Origin of the sequence: Variovorax sp. EBFNA2 (assembly GCF_033802765.1) — a bacterium.
Taxonomy (GTDB): Bacteria; Pseudomonadota; Gammaproteobacteria; order Burkholderiales; family Burkholderiaceae_C; genus Variovorax; species Variovorax paradoxus_H.
The window spans coordinates 2,246,963-2,265,839 of the sequence record NZ_CP138496.1 but is presented as its reverse complement, the minus strand read 5'-3'; the positions used below and the strand labels follow the sequence as shown (position 1 = coordinate 2,265,839).

Annotated in this window: 18 protein-coding genes and 1 pseudogene; 6 read left to right on the top strand and 13 right to left on the bottom strand. The window is 68.4% G+C overall.

Features of this window, described 5'->3' with window-relative positions; translation table 11 throughout:
• Positions 1 to 95: 95 nt before the first annotated feature.
• From RZE79_RS10475 to RZE79_RS10465, 3 genes are read right to left on the bottom strand one after another with little or no spacing between them, the layout of a single operon-like run.
• Entirely contained in the window at positions 96 to 1,082 is a 987-nt protein-coding gene (locus tag RZE79_RS10475) for a tripartite tricarboxylate transporter substrate binding protein (RefSeq protein ID WP_153285117.1), read from the bottom strand.
• Between the two features lie 33 nt (positions 1,083 to 1,115).
• Positions 1,116 to 2,315, bottom strand: coding sequence for a CaiB/BaiF CoA-transferase family protein (locus tag RZE79_RS10470; protein ID WP_319360370.1), 1,200 nt, complete (start codon positions 2,313 to 2,315; stop codon positions 1,116 to 1,118).
• The gene (locus RZE79_RS10465; RefSeq protein WP_319360369.1) at positions 2,312 to 3,259 is read right to left on the bottom strand and encodes a hydroxymethylglutaryl-CoA lyase; all 948 of its coding nucleotides are present in this window, start codon (positions 3,257 to 3,259) and stop codon (positions 2,312 to 2,314) included. The genes RZE79_RS10470 and RZE79_RS10465 overlap by 4 nt, the downstream gene beginning before the upstream one ends.
• 100 nt (positions 3,260 to 3,359) lie before the next feature.
• Here RZE79_RS10465 and RZE79_RS10460 point away from each other — a divergent pair, with 100 nt between their 5' ends.
• From RZE79_RS10460 to RZE79_RS10450, 3 genes and pseudogenes are all read left to right on the top strand, one after another.
• Positions 3,360 to 4,277, top strand: a complete 918-nt coding sequence (locus tag RZE79_RS10460) for a LysR family transcriptional regulator (protein WP_319360368.1) — start codon at positions 3,360 to 3,362, stop codon at positions 4,275 to 4,277.
• Positions 4,278 to 4,398: 121 nt separating this feature from the next.
• A pseudogene (locus tag RZE79_RS10455) lies at positions 4,399 to 5,292 on the top strand (MBL fold metallo-hydrolase); the annotation flags it as partial.
• A gap of 2 nt (positions 5,293 to 5,294) precedes the next feature.
• On the top strand, positions 5,295 to 6,020 hold the full coding sequence (locus RZE79_RS10450) for a DsbA family protein (protein ID WP_319360367.1): 726 nt from the start codon (positions 5,295 to 5,297) through the stop codon (positions 6,018 to 6,020).
• On the opposite strand, the gene RZE79_RS10445 is transcribed toward RZE79_RS10450, so the two are convergent.
• From RZE79_RS10445 to RZE79_RS10405, 9 genes are all read right to left on the bottom strand, one after another.
• The gene (locus RZE79_RS10445; RefSeq protein ID WP_153285123.1) at positions 6,017 to 6,316 is read right to left on the bottom strand and encodes a putative quinol monooxygenase; all 300 of its coding nucleotides are present in this window, start codon (positions 6,314 to 6,316) and stop codon (positions 6,017 to 6,019) included. The two genes, RZE79_RS10450 and RZE79_RS10445, sit on opposite strands and share 4 nt — an antisense overlap.
• Positions 6,317 to 6,467: 151 nt before the next feature.
• On the bottom strand, positions 6,468 to 7,175 hold the full coding sequence (locus tag RZE79_RS10440) for an ABC transporter ATP-binding protein (RefSeq protein WP_319360366.1): 708 nt from the start codon (positions 7,173 to 7,175) through the stop codon (positions 6,468 to 6,470).
• Positions 7,168 to 7,941 carry an ABC transporter ATP-binding protein gene (locus RZE79_RS10435; protein WP_319360365.1) on the bottom strand — a complete coding sequence of 258 codons (774 nt, stop codon included), beginning with the start codon at positions 7,939 to 7,941 and terminating at the stop codon, positions 7,168 to 7,170. Before RZE79_RS10435 ends, RZE79_RS10440 begins: the two co-directional genes overlap by 8 nt.
• Complete coding sequence (locus tag RZE79_RS10430; RefSeq protein WP_319360364.1) at positions 7,938 to 8,924, bottom strand: branched-chain amino acid ABC transporter permease; 987 nt, start codon at positions 8,922 to 8,924, stop codon at positions 7,938 to 7,940. Before RZE79_RS10430 ends, RZE79_RS10435 begins: the two co-directional genes overlap by 4 nt.
• A gap of 1 nt (position 8,925) precedes the next feature.
• A complete protein-coding gene (locus tag RZE79_RS10425; RefSeq protein WP_319360363.1) occupies positions 8,926 to 9,798 on the bottom strand; it encodes a branched-chain amino acid ABC transporter permease in 873 nt (290 codons plus the stop codon).
• A gap of 327 nt (positions 9,799 to 10,125) precedes the next feature.
• Entirely contained in the window at positions 10,126 to 11,310 is a 1,185-nt protein-coding gene (locus RZE79_RS10420; RefSeq protein WP_319360362.1) for an ABC transporter substrate-binding protein, read from the bottom strand.
• 154 nt (positions 11,311 to 11,464) lie between these two features.
• Positions 11,465 to 12,454: a PDR/VanB family oxidoreductase gene (locus tag RZE79_RS10415; protein ID WP_319360361.1), complete on the bottom strand. Its 990-nt coding sequence runs from the start codon at positions 12,452 to 12,454 to the stop codon at positions 11,465 to 11,467.
• Positions 12,455 to 12,499: 45 nt separating this feature from the next.
• Positions 12,500 to 13,273 carry a GntR family transcriptional regulator gene (locus RZE79_RS10410; protein WP_153285130.1) on the bottom strand — a complete coding sequence of 258 codons (774 nt, stop codon included), beginning with the start codon at positions 13,271 to 13,273 and terminating at the stop codon, positions 12,500 to 12,502.
• Positions 13,273 to 14,382 carry an aromatic ring-hydroxylating dioxygenase subunit alpha gene (locus RZE79_RS10405; protein ID WP_319360360.1) on the bottom strand — a complete coding sequence of 370 codons (1,110 nt, stop codon included), beginning with the start codon at positions 14,380 to 14,382 and terminating at the stop codon, positions 13,273 to 13,275. Before RZE79_RS10405 ends, RZE79_RS10410 begins: the two co-directional genes overlap by 1 nt.
• A gap of 145 nt (positions 14,383 to 14,527) precedes the next feature.
• Here RZE79_RS10405 and RZE79_RS10400 point away from each other — a divergent pair, with 145 nt between their 5' ends.
• From RZE79_RS10400 to RZE79_RS10390, 3 genes are read left to right on the top strand one after another with little or no spacing between them, the layout of a single operon-like run.
• Positions 14,528 to 15,649: a 5-methyltetrahydropteroyltriglutamate--homocysteine S-methyltransferase gene (locus RZE79_RS10400; protein ID WP_319360359.1), complete on the top strand. Its 1,122-nt coding sequence runs from the start codon at positions 14,528 to 14,530 to the stop codon at positions 15,647 to 15,649.
• A gap of 27 nt (positions 15,650 to 15,676) precedes the next feature.
• Positions 15,677 to 16,345 carry a glutathione S-transferase family protein gene (locus RZE79_RS10395; protein ID WP_319360358.1) on the top strand — a complete coding sequence of 223 codons (669 nt, stop codon included), beginning with the start codon at positions 15,677 to 15,679 and terminating at the stop codon, positions 16,343 to 16,345.
• A 26-nt stretch (positions 16,346 to 16,371) separates the two neighbouring features.
• The gene (locus RZE79_RS10390) at positions 16,372 to 17,751 is read left to right on the top strand and encodes a phospholipase D-like domain-containing protein (protein WP_319360357.1); all 1,380 of its coding nucleotides are present in this window, start codon (positions 16,372 to 16,374) and stop codon (positions 17,749 to 17,751) included.
• Positions 17,752 to 17,786: 35 nt separating this feature from the next.
• Here RZE79_RS10390 and RZE79_RS10385 read toward each other — a convergent pair whose 3' ends face one another.
• Complete coding sequence (locus RZE79_RS10385; RefSeq protein WP_319360356.1) at positions 17,787 to 18,845, bottom strand: ROK family protein; 1,059 nt, start codon at positions 18,843 to 18,845, stop codon at positions 17,787 to 17,789.
• Between the last annotated feature and the right edge of the window lie 32 nt (positions 18,846 to 18,877).

The window sequence follows — 18,877 nt, the reverse complement described above, 5'->3', positions numbered from 1 at the left end:
TGGGGGCACGACGGCTTCCAAGACAACGCGGTGCTTCATCGAAGGGCGCTTGCCCCCATCCCAGCCTTCCCCCGGGAGGGGAAGGGGCAAGACCTTCATTCCAAAACCACGTTCGCCTTCTTCACCAGCGCCGCGTAGCGCGCAGCCTCGCTGCGGAAGTAGCTCGCAGCCTCTTCGGGCGACGTGGGCTTGATGACGTTGCCCTGCTTGTCCATCGCCTCGCGCACCTCGGCGCTGGTGTAGGCGGCCGCCACCGCGTCGTGCGCGCGCTTGATGTCGGCGGCCTGCATCTTCGGCGGACCGATCACCGCGAACCAGCCTTCGACGGCGTAGTTCGGCAGGCCTTGTTCTGCGATCGTGGGGATGTCCGGCGCGGCCGGCGAGCGTGCGGGTCCGCACACGCCGATGGCGCGCAGCGCGCCGCTCCTGATGTGCTGCTGCACGGCCGGCAGCGCGATCACGCCGATCTCGACCTGTCCCGCCATCATGTCGGTCACCATCGGGCCCGTGCCCTTGTACGGAATGTGCCGCGCCTTCACGCCGGCTTCGTCCATGAACATCTCGCCGGCCAGATGGATGATGGTGCCGTTGCCCGACGAGGCGTAGTTGTAGCCGTCGGGCTTCGCGCGCAGCAGCGCCACGAGCTCCTTCACGTTCTTCGCGGGCAGCTTGGGGTTGACCATCAGCACCAGCGGCGTGGCGCCGACCACGCTGATGGGTGTGATGTCGTTGATCGCGTCGAACGGCATCTTCTTGAACACGCTCGGGTTGATCACATGGTTGTTCGACACCATGCCCAGCGTGAGCCCGTCGGGCGGCGCCTTCACGATGGCCGACGTGCCGGTGATGCCACCCGCGCCCGGCAGGTTCTCGATCACCACCGGCTGGCCGAAGGCCTTGCCCAACGCCACCGAGGCAGCGCGTGCGATGTTGTCCACACCCGAGCCCGCGCTGATCGGCAGGATGAAGCGGATCGGTTTGTCGGAGCCCTGCGCGAGCGCGGGGCATGCGGCAAGCGCCGCGGCGCTGGCGCCCAGGCCCAGCATCGCGCGGCGATTCATCGGAAAAAAGTTCGGGGTCATGGTCTTGTCTCTCGTCTTGTTGTGATGAAGCAATCAGGCGATGGCCGCGTCGGCATGCATCGCATCCACCTGCGCGCCGGCATAGCCGAGTTCGGCCAGCAGCTCACGCGTGTGTTCGCCCAGCGTCGGTGGATGCAGCCGCACGCCCAGCCGCTCGCCGCCGAGCGTGATCGGGAACAGCGTGGTCTGCGCCATTTCGCCGGCGCGCTCGCCGTCGGGCAGGCGGATGTCCGCCAGGCCGCCCGTGGCGTTCAGGTGCGGGTCGGCGTACAGGTCTTCGGGCCGCGTGATCGGCGCGAACGGCAGGCCGCGCGCCTCGAAGATCGCCGACAACTCGGCGGCTGATCGGTCGGCCAGGCGGGTGCGCAATTCGGCCAGCAAGGTGGGACGCAAGCGCACGCGGTCGTTGTTGGTCTGCAAGGTGGCGTCGGCCTTCAGGTCGTCGAAGCCCAGCGCATCGCAGAAGGTCTTCCATTGCGCATCGCTCACCGCCGCCAGGAAGATCTGCTCGCCGTCCTTCACGGTGAACACGTCGTACAGCGCCCAGGCCGAGATGCGCTCGGGCATCGGCGCGGCCGCCTGCCCCGTGATCGCGTACTGCAGCATGTGCTGGCCGACCAGGAACACGTTGTTCTCGAACAGTGCCGACTGCACCTCCTGGCCCTGGCCGGTTTCCGCGCGCTGCATCAGCGCGGCGATCGCGCCGATGGCGCCGAACATGCCGCCCATGATGTCGTTCACGCTCGTGCCCGCGCGCAGCGGATCGCCGGGGCGGCCCGTCATGTAGGCGAGCCCGCCCATCATCTGCACGACCTCGTCGAGCGCGGTGCGATGTTCGTAGGGGCCGGGCAAAAAGCCCGTGTGGTTCACGTACACAAGCCGCGGATTGAGCTTGCCCAGCGCGGCGTAGCCCAGGCTGTACTTGTCCATCGTGCCGGGCCGGAAGTTCTGCGCCACCACGTCGGCCGTGGCGCACAGGCGCAGCGCGGCTTCGAGCCCCTGCGGATTGCGCAGGTCGAGCGCGATGCTCTTCTTGTTGCGGTTGAACATCGGGAAGAAGCCCGCGCCCGCGCCCAGCAGGTGCCGCGTGCGGTCGCCCTCGATCGGCTCGACCTTGATGACTTCGGCGCCCAGGTCGGCCAGCACCATGCCGCAGGTCGGCCCCATGACCATGTGCGTGAACTCGACCACGCGGATGCCCGCGAGTGGCAGGCGCTTTGCTTCGGTGCTCATGCCGCGACGCCTCCCGACAGTGCGAAGGTCTTCGGAAAACCCGCGCGCCAGACCGTGCCCTGCAGCGTCTCGCCATCGAGCCAGCCGGCCACGCGTTGTCTCAGGTCGAGCAGTTTCGGCAGGTCGACGCCGGTGGCGACGCCCATGCTCTCGAGCATGAAGACGAGGTCTTCGGTGTCGACATTGCCGCTCGCGCCCGGCGCATGCGGACAACCGCCGATGCCGGCGAGGCACGCATCGAAGCGCGTGACGCCGACCTCCAATGCCGCGTAGACATTCGCAAGCCCCAGCCCGCGCGTGTCGTGGAAATGGCCGCACCACAGGCGGTCGCCCGCAATGCGCAGCGCGCGCTCGAACAGGCTGCGCACCATGGCCGGATCGGCGTAACCCACCGTGTCGGCCAGGCTCACGCGGTCGGCGCCGGCATCGAGCAATGCCTGCATCAGCCGAAGCACTTCGTCGGGGTCGACATGGCCCTGGATCGTGCAGCCGAACGCGGTCCCCACGCCGCCGTCGATCAGCGTCTTCGAGCCCGCCGCATCGCGCGCGGCGCGCATGCGGCCGACCTCGGCCACCACCTCGTCGGGCGTCTTGCGCAGGTTGGCGAGGCTGTGCGCGTGGCTGGCCGACAGCGGCACCATCATCAGGTCGGCCTCGCCGGCGATGGCACGCTCCGCGCCCTTGAGGTTGGGCACGAGCACCGAAGCGAACAGGCCCGGCAGCGTCTTCGCATACGCCAGCAATTCGGCCGTGTCGGCCAGCTGCGGCAGCAGGTGCGCCGGCACGAACGAACCGACCTCGATCTCGCGCTGGCCGGCCGCGTGCGCGTCGTGAATCCATTCGAGCTTGTGCGCCGTGGGCAGCACGCGGGCGATGCTTTGCAGCCCGTCGCGCAGGCCCACTTCGCGAACGACCGCGCGCGGCGGCAGGAAGGCGTGAATCAAGTTTTTGTCTCCGTCGTGAGGGAATGGCGCCCATCGTAGAAGTTCCGATTCAGTCCTGAAGGTATATTTTGGAAGCCATTCGCTTCCAAACTGGAACTTCATGAGAGACCTCGACCTGACCACCCTGCGCCTGTTCGTCGCCGTCTGCGAGAGCCGCAGCATCGCGCGCGCGGGCGAGCAAGCGAACATCGTCGGCTCGGCGATCAGCAAGCGCCTCGCGCAGCTCGAAGACACCGTCGGCACGCCGCTGCTGCTGCGCAAGCGCCGCGGCGTGGTGCCGACGCCGGCCGGCGAAACGCTGCTCGAACACGCGCGCGCCATGCTCGGCAGCGCGACCCGCATCGAGCGCGACATGGCCGCGTATGCGGGCGGCGCGCGCGGGCATGTGCGCATCCTGGCCTCGGCCTCGGTCATGGCCGAATCGCTGGCCGAGGACGTGGCCGGCTTTCTGCAAGACCCGGCGCACCGCAACATCCGCGTCGACATGGAAGAGCGCGTGAGCCCCGAGATCGTGCGCGGCATCCGCGACGGCGTCGCCTCTATCGGCCTGTGCTGGGACGCGGCCGATCTCGACGGGCTGGAGCGGCGCGACTACCGCTCGGACCACCTCGCGATCGTCGCGCACCCGTCGCACCCCGTGGCGCGCCATGACGCAGTGCGCTTCGAGCAGGTGCTCGACCACGAGTTCGTCGGCATGCCCGCACTGAGCGCCGTGCAGCTGATGCTCGCGCGCGAGGCGGCCGTGGCCGGCAAGCCGCTCGTGTACCGCGTGCTGGTGTCCAACTTCGACGCGGCGCTGCGCGTGGTGCGCGCGGGGCTGGCCATCAGCGTGGTGCCGGCGGAAGTCGCCCGGCCCTTCACCGAGGCCTTCGGGCTGCGGCTGATGCCGCTCACGGACGACTGGGCGCGCCGGCGTTTCGCGATCTGCTTTCGCAGCGAGGCAACGCTGTCGCCCTCGGCGCAGCTGCTGGTCGCGCACCTCGAGCGGTGCGCGACGGACCGCTCGGAAGGCCCCTGATTCGTCCGATAACCGAAACGATCCATTGTTTCGGGGGCGGTTTTTGTTTCGTTTCGCGCAACCTAACATCCGGTCTGTTCACGCTGTCACCCATCCAACCCACCGACCGAAAGACACCGCCATGTACCGCAGAACCCTCGTTGCCGCCGCCGCCCTGTCCGCCGCATTTGCTCTCGCGCCGCTCGCCGCCCAGGCTGCCCAGCCGCTGAAGATCGACGTCTACAACCCCGGCACGAAGTCGATGTTCCCCGTGTCGTCGGTGCTGGTCGCCGGCGCCACCGATGCCGTGCTGGTCGACGCCCAGTTCCAGCGCAACGACGCGCAGGCGCTGGTGCAGAAGATCAAGGACAGCGGCAAGAAGCTGACCACGGTCTACATCAGCCACAGCGACCCCGACTACTACTTCGGCCTCGACGTGATCCACGCCGCGTTCCCCGACGCGAAGATCGTCGCCACGCCGCAGACCGTGGCCGCCATCCAGGCCTCGAAGGACGGCAAGCTCGCGCACTGGGGCCCGATCCTCAAGGACAACGCGCCCCAGGCGCTGGTCGTGCCCGAGCCGCTGGCCGGCAACAGCCTCACGCTCGAAGGCAAGAAGATCCAGGTCGTCGGCCTCGACGACTCCACGCCCGCGCGCACCTTCGCGTGGATTCCCTCGCTGAAGGCGGTGGTCGGCGGCATTCCGGTGTCGGCCAACATCCACGTCTGGGTGGCCGACACGCAAACCGTGCAGTCGCGCCGCGACTGGCTCAAGACCCTCGACCGCATCGCCGCGCTGCACCCCAAGACCGTGGTGCCCGGCCACTACCTGCCCAACGCCGACGGCTCGGCGCCCTACACCGTGGCTTCGGTGAAGTTCACGCGCGACTACCTCGAGGCCTTCGAGACCGAAGCCACCAAGGCCAAGGACTCGGCCGCACTCATCGCCGCCATGAAGCAGCGCTACCCGAAGCTCGAAGACGCCTCGTCGCTCGAACTCGGCGCCAAGGTCATCAAGGGAGAAATGAAGTGGCCGCAATGAACGCGAACAGCAACAACAACGGCGACACCGCCACCCTGCACTACATCTTCGATCCGCTGTGCGGCTGGTGCTACGCCGCCGCGCCACTGGTCGAGGCGGCGCGCACCGTGCCGGGCCTGCGCGTCGCGTTCCACGGCGGCGGCATGATGACCGGCGCCAACCGCCGCCCCATCACGCCGCAGTGGCGCGACTACGTGATCCCGCACGACAAGCGCATCGCCGAGCTCACGGGCCAGCCCTTCGGCGAGGCCTACTTCGAAGGCCTGCTGCGCGACACCGGCGCGGTGATGGACTCCGCCCCACCGATCACCGCCATCCTCGCCGCCGAATCGCTGCGCGCGGGCGGCGGGCTCGACATGGCGCACCGCGTGCAGCAGGCGCACTACGTCGACGGCCAGCGCATCGCTGAAGCCGGCGTGCTCGCCGCGCTGGCGGCCGAACTCGGCTTCGACGCCGAGGCTTTCGCCACCGCCGTCGAGCAGCACACGGGCGACGCCACCACGCAGCACATCGCCGCGAGCCGCGACCTGCTGCAGCGCGCGGGCGGCCAGGGCTTCCCGACCTTCGTGCTCGCGCAGGCGGATGGCAGCACGGGGCGCATCGACATCGGGCCGTGGCTCGGGCGTGCGGACGACTGGAAGGCGCAGCTCGCCACTTTCGTCGCGCCGGCGCCATCTGCAACCGCCTCGGAAGCCTGCGGCCCCGACGGCTGCGCGATCTAGGCGACCTTCTCCAGGAACACCAGCCGGATCGGCGCGTCCAGCAGTTCGTCGAAACGCTTCTCGAAAGCCTGGAAGTACGGCGTGGCGAAGTGCGCGTCCAGCGCGGCCTGGTCCTGGAACGACTCGCGCATGTAGAAGCTGCCGGGCTCATCGCGGAGTTCGAACAAGGTGTAGTCGAGGCAACCGGGCTCCTGCCGCGTGGGCGCCACCAGCGCGCTCAAGGCGTCGCGCAGCGCCTCGCGCTGGCCGGTCCTGGCTTTCAATACGGCGATGCTGATGAGGGGCGTGGTGCTCATGGGTCGGTGCGCTGCGTATGGCAAGAAGTTTTGTGGCCTGCAGTCTGCGATGACACCCGCGCATGAAAAAGCCCCCGCGCCCGGAAACTCTTTCAATCGCCTCTTGAAGATCGCTGCTCACAGGGTGCGGCCATCGCACCATGGCCCGCTGCTACCTGGCCACACCCAGCAGCCGATCCAGCACTTCCGGCTGCGCACGCAGCGCCGCCGCCGTGTCGGTGTGCACGATGGTCCCGTGGTCGAGCACCACGGCGTGGTCGGAAATCGCGAGGATCGCCTGCGGGTGCTGCTCCACGATGATCGCGGCGAGCCCCTCGTCCTGCGTGATGCGGCGAATGGCGCGCAGCAGCTCTTCCACGATGATCGGCGCGAGCCCTTCGAGCGGCTCGTCGAGCAGCAGCAGCTTGGGGTTGAGCACCAGCGCGCGGCCCACGGCCAGCATCTGTTGCTCGCCGCCCGAGAGCTGCGTGCCGAGGTTGGTCTTGCGCTCGGCCAGGCGCGGGAACATCTCGTACACGCGCTGCGGGTTCCACTTGCCCGGCCGCTCCACCGCCGTGAGGTTCTCGTGCACGGTGAGCGACTTGAAGATGTTGCGCTCCTGCGGCACCCAGCCGATGCCCGCTGCCGCGCGCTGGTGCGGCTGCAGCTTGTGCAGCGCCGTCTGCCCGCCGAGCGCGATGGTGCCGCCGTGCTGGCGCGTGGCGCCGGCCAGCGTGTTGATGAGCGTGGTCTTGCCCGTGCCGTTGCGGCCCAGCAGCGCGAGCGTCTGGCCCTCGCCGAGCGTGAAGGCCACGTCGTGCAGCACCACGGCCTCGCCGTAGCCGGCACTCAGGTTCTCGATGCGCAGCAGTTCAGACATGGGCACCCTCCTTCACGTCTGTTCCGTGGCCCAGGTAGACCTCTTTCACTTTCGGATCATTGGCGATGGTCTCGGGGTCGCCCTCGGTCAGCAGTGCGCCGTTGACGAGCACCGTCATGCGGTCGGCAAAGCTGAACACCAGGTCCATGTCGTGCTCGATGAGCAGCACCGACACATCGGACGGCAGCGCGGCCACGGTCTGCAGCAGTTCTTCGCGCTCGCCGGCGGGCACGCCGGCCACGGGTTCGTCGAGCAGCAGCACGCGCGGCTCGCAGGCCAGCGCGATCGCGATCTCCAGCAGGCGGCGCTTGCCGTAGGCCATGAACTTGGTCTGCTGCTGCGCCACGTCGGCGAGGTGGAACTGCTCCAGCAGCTGTCCGGCCCGCTCGGCGATGCGCTTGTCCGCACCCAGCGGGCGCCACCATTGCGCGGCGATGCCCTTCTGTTGCGACACCACGAGCGCCAGCGTTTCCAGCGGCGTCATCGAGTCGAACAGCTGGTTGATCTGGAAGGTGCGCACCAGCCCGCGCGCCACGCGCTTGTGCGGCGCGAGCGTGGTGATGTCTTCGCCGAGCAGCGAGATGCGGCCTTCGGTCGGCGTGAGCACGCCCGTCAGCAGATTGATCAGCGTGGTCTTGCCGGCGCCGTTCGGTCCGATGAGCGCGTGCCGCGCGCCACGCTTCAGTTCCATCGTGACGTTGTTCGTGGCGGTGATGCCGCCGAAGCGCATCACGAGGCCTTGGGTCGAGAGCACGGTATCGCTCATGCGGCACCGCCTTTCTTCTTACCCAGACCGAACCACGTCCACGGCTTGAGCAGCCGATCGCGCCCCACGAGCACCAGCAGCACGAGGATCAGGCCGATCCAGAACATCCAGTACTGCGGCGTGACCGACGACAGCCAGTTCTGCAGCAGCTTGAAGACGATGGCACCGGTCACGCCGCCATAGAGCCAGCCGACGCCGCCGATGACCAGCATCAGCAGCACGTCGGCCGAGCGGTCGAAGGCCAGCACGTCGAGCGAGGCGAAGCCGGTGGTCTGCGCCAGCAGCGCGCCCGCCGCGCCCGCGATGCCGGCGGCCACGGTGTAGACCACGGCGAGCCGCGACACCACCGGGATGCCGATGGCCATGGCGCGCAGCCGGTTGTCGCGGATGGCCTTGAGCGTGGCGCCGAAGGGCGAGTGCACGATGCGGCGCATCACAAGGAACAGCACGAGCATCACGGCCAGCGAGTACCAGGCGGCCGTGCGGCCGTAGAGGTCGAACTCGAAGAGGCCGAGCACCGGCCCCATGACCACGCCCTGCAGGCCGTCGGCGCCGCCGGTGAGCCAGTCGAGCTTGTTGGCGAGTTCGAGCAGCAGCAGCGCGGTGCCCAGCGTGACCATGAGTCGCGTGAGGTCGCTGCCCCGCAAGATGGTCACGCTGGCCACGAGGCCCAGCACGGCCGACAGCACGGTGGCGAAGACGAGGCCCACGGTCGGGTCGGGCATGACGAGCTTGGCGAACAGTGCGGCGGCATACGCACCGAAGCCGAAGAAGGCCGCATGGCCAAGCGACACGATGCCGGTGTAGCCGAGGATCAGGTCGAGCGACATCGCGAACAGCGCGACGATGGCGATCTCGTTGACCAGCAGCGAGTGCGAAGGCATGGCCAGCGGCAGCGCGAAGGCCACGGCCCAGATCACGAACTCCCAGGGGCGCCAGCGCGCGGTGCGCAGCAGGGCCGATTCATAGGCAGGCGCGCTCATGTCAGCGGCCTCCTTTGCGCGTGAACAGGCCTTGCGGCCGCCACATGAGGATCAGGATCATGAGCAGGTAGACGGTGAACGCGCCCATCTTCGGAATGAAGTACTTGCCCGCCACGTCGGCAATGCCGAGCAGCAGCGCGGCGGCGAGCGGCCCGGTGATCGACGAGGTGCCGCCGACCGAGACCACGATGAGGAAATAGATCATGTACTTGAGCGGGAAGGTCGGGTCGAGCCCGAGGATTTCCGCGCCCAGTGCGCCGCCCAGCCCGGCCAGGCCCGAGCCCACGGCGAAGGTCATGAGGAACACGATGTTGACGTTGATGCCCAGGCCCGCTGCCACGCGCGGGTCGTCGACGGCGGCGCGCAGGCGGCTGCCGAAGCGGGTCTTCGAGAGAATGAGCTGCAGCACCACGGTGAGCACGGCGCACACGGCGATGATGAAGATGCGGTAGTGGCCCATGCCCAGCAGGAACGCACCGTCGCCGAATTCGCTGCGCCCGCGCAGCCACTCGGGCAGCTGCAGGTTCTGCTGCGACGAGCCGACGAAGTAGTCGACGGCCGCGACGGCCATGAACGCCAACCCGATGGAAAACAGCACCTGGTCCAGGTGCGGCTTGCCGTACATCGGCCGGTAGAGCGTGCGCTCCAGCAGCGCGCCGGCCAGCGCGACGACGATGAACGCGAGCGGCAGGCAGGCCAGGAACGGCACGCCGAACTTCTGCATCGCGAACACGGTGAGGTAGCCACCCGCCATGGCAAAGGCACCGTGCGCGAGGTTGATGAAGTTCATCAACCCGAGCGTCACGGCCAGTCCCACGGCGAGGACGAAGAGCAGCATGCCGTAGGCGATGCCGTCGAAAAGAATGGTCAGCATGTCGGTTGTCTGGGTCTGGTGCGTTCGTTCAGGATGCTGCTGTTCAGGGCGCGTGCCCAGGCCACCGGGTACTTCCCTCCGCGAATGTCCCCCGCTTCGCTCCTCCTTGATTTCGCTGCGGGAAGCACCCAGTGCCCTGAGCACAAGGCACGCTGTCGGTTCACAGCCGATCAACCAGTGCTCTGAACACGCTCACGTCGATGGGGTGCCTTGCGCAGCGAAATCAAGGAGGAGGGGCGCAGCCCCGGGGGACATTCGCGGAGCAAGGTTCCCCGTCGGCGGGAGCGTCGCCCTGAACGGCAGCGCTCCCACACGACGAAGCAAAAATTACTTCGCCTTGCCCGGGTCTTTCACACCCTTGATCACGTCGAACTCGACGTTGTAGAGCTGCCCGTCCTTCTTTTCAACCTTGCGCAGGTACACGTCCTGCACGATGTCGCGCGTCTGCGCATCGATCAGTACCTGGCCGCGCGGGCTCTCGAAGACCTGGCCCTTCATGGCGGCCAGCAGTGCTTCGCCGCCGCCCTGGCCCTTGGTGGTCTTGAGGGCTTCGTAGATCACGCGCATGCCGTCATAGCCGCCCACGGCCATGAAGTTGGGGCGCATCTTGGGGTTGGCTTTCTGGAAGGCCTCGACGAACTTCTTGTTGAGCGCCGAGGGGTGCGCGGCCGAGTAGTGGTGCGAGGTGACCACGCCCAGCGCGCCGTCGCCCATGTCGTTCAGCTGATCGTCGTCGGTCACGTCGCCGGTGGCGATCATCTTGATGCCGGCCTTGTCCATGCCGCGTTCCAGGAACTGCTTCATCACGGCCGCGCCCGCGCCCGAGGGCACGAAGACGAACAGCGCGTCGGGCTTGGCGTCGCGCACCTTCTGCAGGAACGGCGCGAAGTCGGGGTTGCGCAGCGGCACGCGCAGCTTCTCGATGACCTTGCCGCCGTTGAGCTGGAAACGCTCGCTGAAGAATTTCTCGGCGTCGTTGCCGGGGCCGTAGTCGGTGACCAGCGTGACCACCGACTTCACGCCGTTCTTCGGCGCCCAGTCGCCCATCACCACCGACACCTGCGGCAGCGTGAAGCTGCTTCGCACGATGTAGGGCGAGGCCTCGGTGATGCTCGAAGTGGCGGCGGCCATCACGACCTGCGGCGTCTTCGACTGCGTGGCCAGCGGCGCGGCGGCCAGCGCGGCCGGGGTGATGCCGAAGCCGGCGATCACGTTGACCTTCTCGTTGACGATGAGCTCCTGCGCCAGGCGCTTGGTCACGTCGGGCAGGCCGGTGTCGTCCTTCACGATCAGCTCGACCTTCTTGCCGGCCACGGTGTCGCCGTTCTGCGCCATGTACAGGCGCGCGGCGGCCTCGATCTGGCGGCCGGTGGAGGCCGACTGGCCCGTCATCGGCAGGATCAGGCCGATCTTGAACTTGTTGTCCTGGGCGCTGGCCACAGGCAGCGACAGCGCGGTGGCGAGCGCAATCGCCGAAAGGCCGGCGGTCTGGATGAGATGGCGTCTTTGCATGGAGTTTTCCTTTGAGGGACGGAACGCGAAACCGGGCGTATTTTGAACAATTCGCAACAATTGGCGGAGAAGGCAACCCCCTACCCACCCGCCGCACGGGACTTTGTTGCGCGATCAGTCGAATGGTTGCGCGATGATCGCGCAACCGATGTTTTCAGCAGTCGGGGCGGTAGGCGGAATCGAGCGTGAGCGTACCCACGGCGCGTGACACACAGGCGCAGATGCGCGTGGTCGCCTGCTTCTCGTGCGGGCTCAAAAACACGTCGCGGTGATCGACCTCGCCGTCGACCGCCAGCACGTCCATGGCGCACAGGCCGCACTCGCCGCGCTTGCAGTCCGACAGCGTCTGCACGCCGGCGGCATCGAGCGCGTCGAGCAGGGTGCAGTCGGCCGGCACGGTGATCGACAGGTCGTGACGCGGAATGCGCACGGTGAAGGCCTGCGTCGCGAGGCGCCCGCTGCTGCCGAAGGTTTCGAAGCGCAGGTCGGCGAGCGGCCGGCCGGCCGCGGCCCAGGCGCGCTTGACGGCTTCGAGCATCGGCACCGGGCCGCAGGTGTAGAGCTGGCCGCCGGGCGGCAGCGCGGCGATGGCGGCGTCGAAGTCGATCGGCGCGGCGCCTTCGTGCGCCTGCACGCCGGCTTCGCCCAATGCGTCGCGCAGGGTGTCGAGGTAGCCGAACTCGCCCGCATGGCGCGCGCCGTACAGCATCGACACCGGCACGCCGCGGCGTTGGGCCAGCGCGCCGAGGCGCTGCGCCATCAGCACCAGCGGCGTGATGCCGATGCCGCCCGCCACCAGCAGGTAGCCGGGCGCCGCGAGGTCGAGCGGAAAGTGGTTCTGCGGTGCGCTCACCTGCAGCCGGTCGCCCACGGCCAGCCGCCACATCGCGCGCGAGCCGCCACGGCCGTCGTCCAGCCGCTTGACGGCGATGCGCCAGCAGCTGCCGTCGCCCTCGCCCACCAGCGAGTAGGAGCGCGTCTGCACGCGACCCTGCTCGGTCATCACCTGCACCTGCAGGTGGGCGCCGGGCTCATGCGCGGCGACGAAGTCGGCGTCTGGGCGCAGCGTGAATTCGCGCACGGTGGGCGTGACGTCGCGCAGCGCCACCACCTGCGCCTGCATCCATTGAAGATCGCTTTTCATCGGGGGAACACCAGCAGGAAAAGAAAGAAGGAAGAAGGTCGTCGATCAGCCGCGACGGCGGATCAGTTGCACGCCCGGCAACGGGCGCTGCTCAGCGCTCGGCGTGCCGTGCAGCGCTTCGCGCAGGTTGCGCCGTGCGATGCGGCTGTGCTCGCGCATCAGCGCCTCGGCGCGCGAACCCTCGCCGGATTCGATGGCGTCGAGCACCTGCAGGTGCTGGTCTTGCGCAATCACGAGCATGTCGCGCGCGGCCGGCGAATTCGCCTGCACGATGACGAAGCCCGAGGGCGAAGCGAACGGCAGGTTGACCACGCGTTCGAGCTGCTGCGCGATGACGGGGCTGCCCGCCATCTCGCACAGCAGCGCGTGGAATTTTTCGTTGTGCGTCACGTAGCGCGAGAAGGCCGCGTCGTCGAGCGCGGGCTCGCGCAGCAGCTCGTCGATCCGCGTGAGGCAGGCGCGTGCCTCGCGCAGCACCACGGGCGCCGCGCCGCGCTCGGCCGCCAGCCGCGCCACCAGGCCTTCGAGCGTGCCGCGCAGCTCGATGGCGTCGGCCACGTCGCGTTCGGAAAAGGTGCGCACGGCATAGCCGCCGTTGGGCAGTGCTTCGAGCAAGCCTTCCTGCTCCAGCCGCATGAGCGCGCTGCGCACCGGCGTGCGCGACACGCCGAGCTGCTCGGAGATGGCGACCTCGGCAATGCGCGCGCCGCCAGGCAGCTCGCCCGCCAGAATCATTTCGCGCAGCCGCAGCTGCGCCTTCACGGCCTGCGAACTGCCGCTGTCGCCGGGCTCGGCGGAAGTCAGGGGGGCGACCTTCATCACGCCGCCTGCTTCTCTTCGACGGGGTGGATCGGGATCGCGGCGCGCGCGGGCCGCTCCTTCTCGATCATGCGGTCGATGAGGCGGCGCGCCCACATCGAGCCGGCGTCGATGTTGAGGTTGTAGAACTGGTGGTCGGGGTGCTCGTCGATGGCTTTCTGCTGCGCCTCGAGCACGATCTCGTCCTCCCGGAAGATGCCCGACACGCCCTCGCGCAGCTCGTGCGTGAGGCGCTGTTCGCCCAGGCAGTAGTTGCGTGCGAAGGCCCAGAAGTACAAGCAGGTCTTGTCGGTCTCGGGCGTGATCGTGTTGAGCACATAGCCGTTGACGCCCTTGCTGCGGTCGCCGGGGTTGCTGCCCGACGGCACGGCGCCGCTGCCCGCCTCGGCCACGCCGACGTCGATGTTCACGGTGCACGGGCCTTCGAAACGGATGATCTGCCAGCGGTCGACCTTGCCCGTGTAGCCGCGTGCATGGCGGATCTGGTTGCCCCAGAACGGCGGCGCGTCGATGTTTTCCATCCAGCGTGTGACGGTGGCCGAGCGGTCGCCGTGCGTGGCCACGAAGGGCGCCTCGGCCACCTCGCGGTTGCCGATCGACGAGCCGTGCACGAAGGTCTCGTGCGTGAGGTCCATGAGGTTGTCGACCACGAGTCGGTAGTCGCAGTTGACGCGGATCATCTTGCCGTCGCCGGCCCAGGCCGCGTCGTTGTTCCAGTGCATGTCGGGCACGAGCGCGGGGTCGGCCTTGGCCGGATCGCCGGGCCAGATCCACACGAAGCGGTGCTTCTCGACCACCGGAAAGCTGCGCACGCAGGCCGAAGGGTTCAGCGTTTCCTGGCTCGGCATGTGGGTGCAGCGGCCCTGGCTGTTGTAGACGAGGCCGTGGTAGCCGCAGACCAGCTCGTCGCCTTCGAGGCGGCCCAGCGACAGCGGCATCAGGCGGTGCCAGCAGGCGTCTTCGAGCGCGGCCACCTGGCCGTCGGTGCGGCGGAACATCACCAGCTTCTGGTTGCAGATCGTGCGGGGCAGCAGCGCGTGGCGCACTTCGACGTCGTAGGCGGCGGCATACCAAGCGTTGAGCGGAAAGGCGGTCGTGGGCGTCTTCATGAATACGCAATGTATACAGAACAGCGAGAAATTCCAGCGTGCAACCCATTATTCGAGGGTAAACACCGAGTTCAACGTATACAAACAAGCTTCGCGCGAAGGCGATAGGATTCCGCTCGTTCACAGTCACGACGGAGTTCATTCCATGTCCCAGCATGCCGCCCTGCCCGCCCGCTACGACCACGTGGGCAGCTTCCTGCGCCCCCAGTACCTGCTCGAAGCCCGCGAGCAGAAAGCCAAGGGCCAGATCACGCCCGAGCAACTGCGCGAGGTCGAAGACAAGGCCATCACCGAGATCGTCCGCTTCCAGGAAGACATCGGCCTGAAGAGCATCACCGACGGCGAGTTCCGCCGCACCTACTTCCACATCGACTTTCTCGACCAGCTCGGCGGCGTGAAGACCGACATCCCGGTCACCATCCGTCGCCCCGACGGCACCGAGGAACTGGCACCGCCCGCGATGCGCGTGCTCGACAAGGTGCGCCACGTGAAGGACATCCAGCTCGCCGACTTCCAGTACCTCAAGAGCCAGGTGTCGGCCGGCCGCACGCCGAAGGTGACGATCCCGTCGCCGACGATGCTGCACTTCCGCGGGGGCCGCGCCGGCATCAGCAAAGAGGCCTACCCCGAGCTCGACCCGACCTTCTACGACGACGTGGCCAAGGCCTACGGCGACGAGCTGCGCTCGCTGGCCGCCGCCGGCTGCACCTACGTGCAGATGGACGACACCAACCTCGCGTACCTGTGCGACGAGCACATGCGCGAAGCCGCCCGCAAGCGCGGGGACGACCCGAACGAATTGCCCCACCGCTATGCCGCATTCATCAACAAGGTGGTGGCGCAGAAGCCGCCGGGCATGCTGCTGGCCATGCACCTGTGCCGCGGCAACTTCAAGAGCACGCACGCCGCCGCCGGCAACTACGAGCCTGTGGCCGAGGCACTCCTGAAGGAGATGGACCTCGACGCCTACTTCATGGAGTACGACGACGCGCGCTCGGGCGACTTCAAGCCGCTGCGCTACCTGCCCAAGGGCAAGACGGTGGTGCTCGGCCTCGTGACCACCAAGTTCGGCGAGATGGAAGACAAGGACGAGCTCAAGCGCCGCATCGAGGACGCCGCCAAGTACGCGCCGCTCGAGCAGCTCGCGCTGTCGCCGCAGTGCGGCTTCTCCAGCACGGTGCATGGCAACAACATCGCCGTCGAAGCGCAGCGCAACAAGCTGCGCCTCGTGGTCGAAACCGCGCAGGAAGTCTGGGGCTCGACCTGACGCGCGCTTTCTGTTGAAGTCGGGGGCATGACGACGACGCAGATTTACTCCGGCCCCCTCAGCATGTTCGGCGCGAAGGTGCAGATCGCCGCGTACGAAAAAGGCATCACCTTCGAGCTCATCATGGTGCCGTTCACCACCGACGACGCCTACGAGCCCAAGCACCCCGAGGTGCTGCGCGTGAACCCGGTGAAGCAGCAGGTGCCGGTGCTGGTCGACAACGAGGTCGCGCTGTTCGATTCGACGCAGATCTTCGAGTACCTCGAAGACCGATATCCGCAGCCCGCGCTGTGGCCCGAGGGCATTGCCGACCGGGCCCGCGCGCGGCAGCTGGAGCAGAAGTCGGACGAGGTGTTCTTCCCGAACGTCATCAAGCTCTTCGGCCTGCAGGACGCGATGCAGAGCGCGCCCGCGGTCGCGGCCTGCGCCGCCTGCGCGCGCTTCTACGAAGAGATGGAGGGCCTGCTCGCCACGCGCGAGTTCCTGGCCGGCCCCTACTCCTTCGCCGACATCGCCTTCTACATGGCCCACGTGTTCGCCGACCGCAAGGGCGCCGGCATGACCGATGCCACGCCGCGCCTCGTGGCCTGGCGCGACCGCGTGGGCGCGCGGCCCGCGGTGCGCGCGGTGGTCGATCCGATGATGCGGTTCCTGGCGTCGCAAGGGCGCGGCGTGCCGGCCTTCCTTCAGCGCTGAGCGGGCACCGAGGCATCACCCGCCCCATGCCGGACACCGCCTTCGACTGGCTGCCCTCCCCTTCGCAGCATTTTCTTGCCGTCACTTTCGCGTTGCTGGTCTATGTGCTGACCACGCGCACGCGCCGCGAGCAGCGCGCCCCCACCACCGCCATCGCATGGGTCATGGGGCTGGTGCTGATGCCGTATGTGATCCTTCCGATGTACCTGCTGTTCGGCCAGCGCAAGCTGCGCCCGGCGGGTGCGCCGCGGCCGCCGCGTTCGCTGCCGCCGGGTCACTGGGCGGCCGACCTCATCGAGAGCTTCGGCCTGGCGCCGCCCGGTCGCTGCGCGATCCGCATGCACGCCGACGGCGAGGCCGCGCGCGAAGCGCTGTTCGAGGTGATCGACGGCGCGCGCGAGCGCATCGACGTGTGCACCTTCATCATTGGCGACGACGCGCTGGGCCACGCCGTGCTGGCGCGGCTCGCGCAGCGCGCACGCGACGGCCTCAAGGTGCGCGTGCTGCTAGACGGCTTCGGCGCGCTCTCGCTGCCGCGCCATCACTTCGACCGGCTGCGCGCGGCGGGCGGCGAGGTGGCGGTGTTCCGTCCCTTCTTCAGCCTGCGCCGCATCGGGCCGCGCAACCTGCGCAACCACCGCAAGCTCACCATTGCCGACGACTGCTGGCTGTGGTCGGGCGGGCGCAACCTCGCGGGCGAATACTTCACCGGCAACGACACGCACCCCGAAGCCTGGCACGACCTGTCGTTCGACCTGCGCGGCAGCGTGGCCGCCGCCGCCGCGCGCCAGTTCGACCACGACTGGAGCTCGGTGCGCGGGCGCAAGGCGCGCGCCATCACCGCCGACGACGTGCCTGCGGGCCCCGGCTGCGCGATGGCGCAGTTCCTGCCGAGCGGCCCCGACCAGACCGAAGACACGGCGCACGCGCTGCTCATCGACGCCTGCTTTCGCGCCGAGCACCGCCTGCTCGCCATCACGCCCTACTTCGTGCCCGGCGACGGCCTGCGCGACGCGCTGCGCCTCGCCGCGCGGCGCGGCGTGCAGGTGACCATCGCGATGCCCGCGCAATCGAACCACCGCCTCGCCGACTTCGTGCGCGCACGCGCCATGCGCGACCTCGCACGCGCGGGCGTGAGCTTTCGCATGCTGCCCTTCATGGCGCACGCCAAGGCCGTGGTGGTCGACGACGAACTCGCGATGTGCGGCTCGATCAACCTCGACCTGCGCAGCCTGCTGCTGAACCACGAAGCGGCCGTGGTGTTCTACGGCCGCAGCGACATCGAATGGTTCGCCGAGTGGATCGAGACCACCGCCTCGGCCGGCGAGCCCTACCGCGCGCGGCGCCCGGGGCTGCTGCGCGACGTGGCCGAAGGGCTGCTGCTGACGGTCGCGTTCCAGCTGTAGGTGCCTGGAGACGACGGCGCATCGCGCGCATCGGCTCAGCGCCGGTTCGTGAAGCTCGCGTTGCCCAGCCCGGTGCCGATGGTCAGCACGCCCCAGTGCCGCACGTCGCGCATGAAGGGCAGCTCGCTCAGGCCCTGCACCACCGCGTCGTTGTGCATGAGCACCAGCGTCGGGCCCGAGCCGATGATCGGCAGGCGCTGCCACAGCGCGGCCGGCAGGTGGAAGGCGCGGCTCTCCCAGTCGCCCGGCAGGTTCTGCGCACCCCGCGCGATCGAGCCGTCGGAGCGAATCAAGCCCGGGCAGCCGATGCCGATGAAGGGCGCGAGCCGGATCTTGCGGCGCTCGGCGTAGATCACCATGTCCTCGAGCATGTCGGCGATGCGCTCGACCATGTGGCTGCGGTTCGGCCCGTCGTCGGCGTGGCGCCACTTCTCGCGCCGAACCACCTTGGCGCGCGAGAAATCGGCTGCCTTGCGATGGCGCGTCTTCACGATGCCGCAGCGCACGTTGGTGCCGCCGATGTCCACCGCAAGAATGGCGTCGTGCCCCTTCAACAGCGCCCGCGGCGTCAGGTGCGCCCAGCCGATCAGCCCGCCGTCGTCGACATTGTGCGACAGCCGGCCCAGCTGCACGTGCACGCCCAGGTCTTCGAGCATCGCGCCCGCCTCCAGGATCGCGCGCTCGCCCACGTCGCTCTCGGGAAAACCGCCGCCGACCACGATGCGCTGCACCTTGCGCCACGAAGGCTGGCGCATGAAGCGCTGGATCACGAAGGCCAGCTCTTCCGCGAACTCCTCGATGGCACCCTGCATCACATCGGCGGCGGGCGTGGCCTTTTTTTGCTGCAGCGCGCGGTCGAGGTCCTTCTTGCTGAGGTCGCGCGAATGGGTCTTGCCCAGCGGGTCGCGGCCCGCCTTGCGGCGGCGCTTGCGCCAGCGCTCGAGCAGTTCGCGAAACGCCGTCTGGCTGGCCTGGTCGCCGACAAAGCCGTCCTTGTCGCGCAGCTGCAGGCTGTAGCCGTCCACACGCAGGCCGGGCAACTCGCGCAGGCCGTGGATGTCGGGACCGGGGAGCGCGTGCTTGGTTTTTTTCATGACGGTCACTATGGGCTGTTGCACGCCCGCGG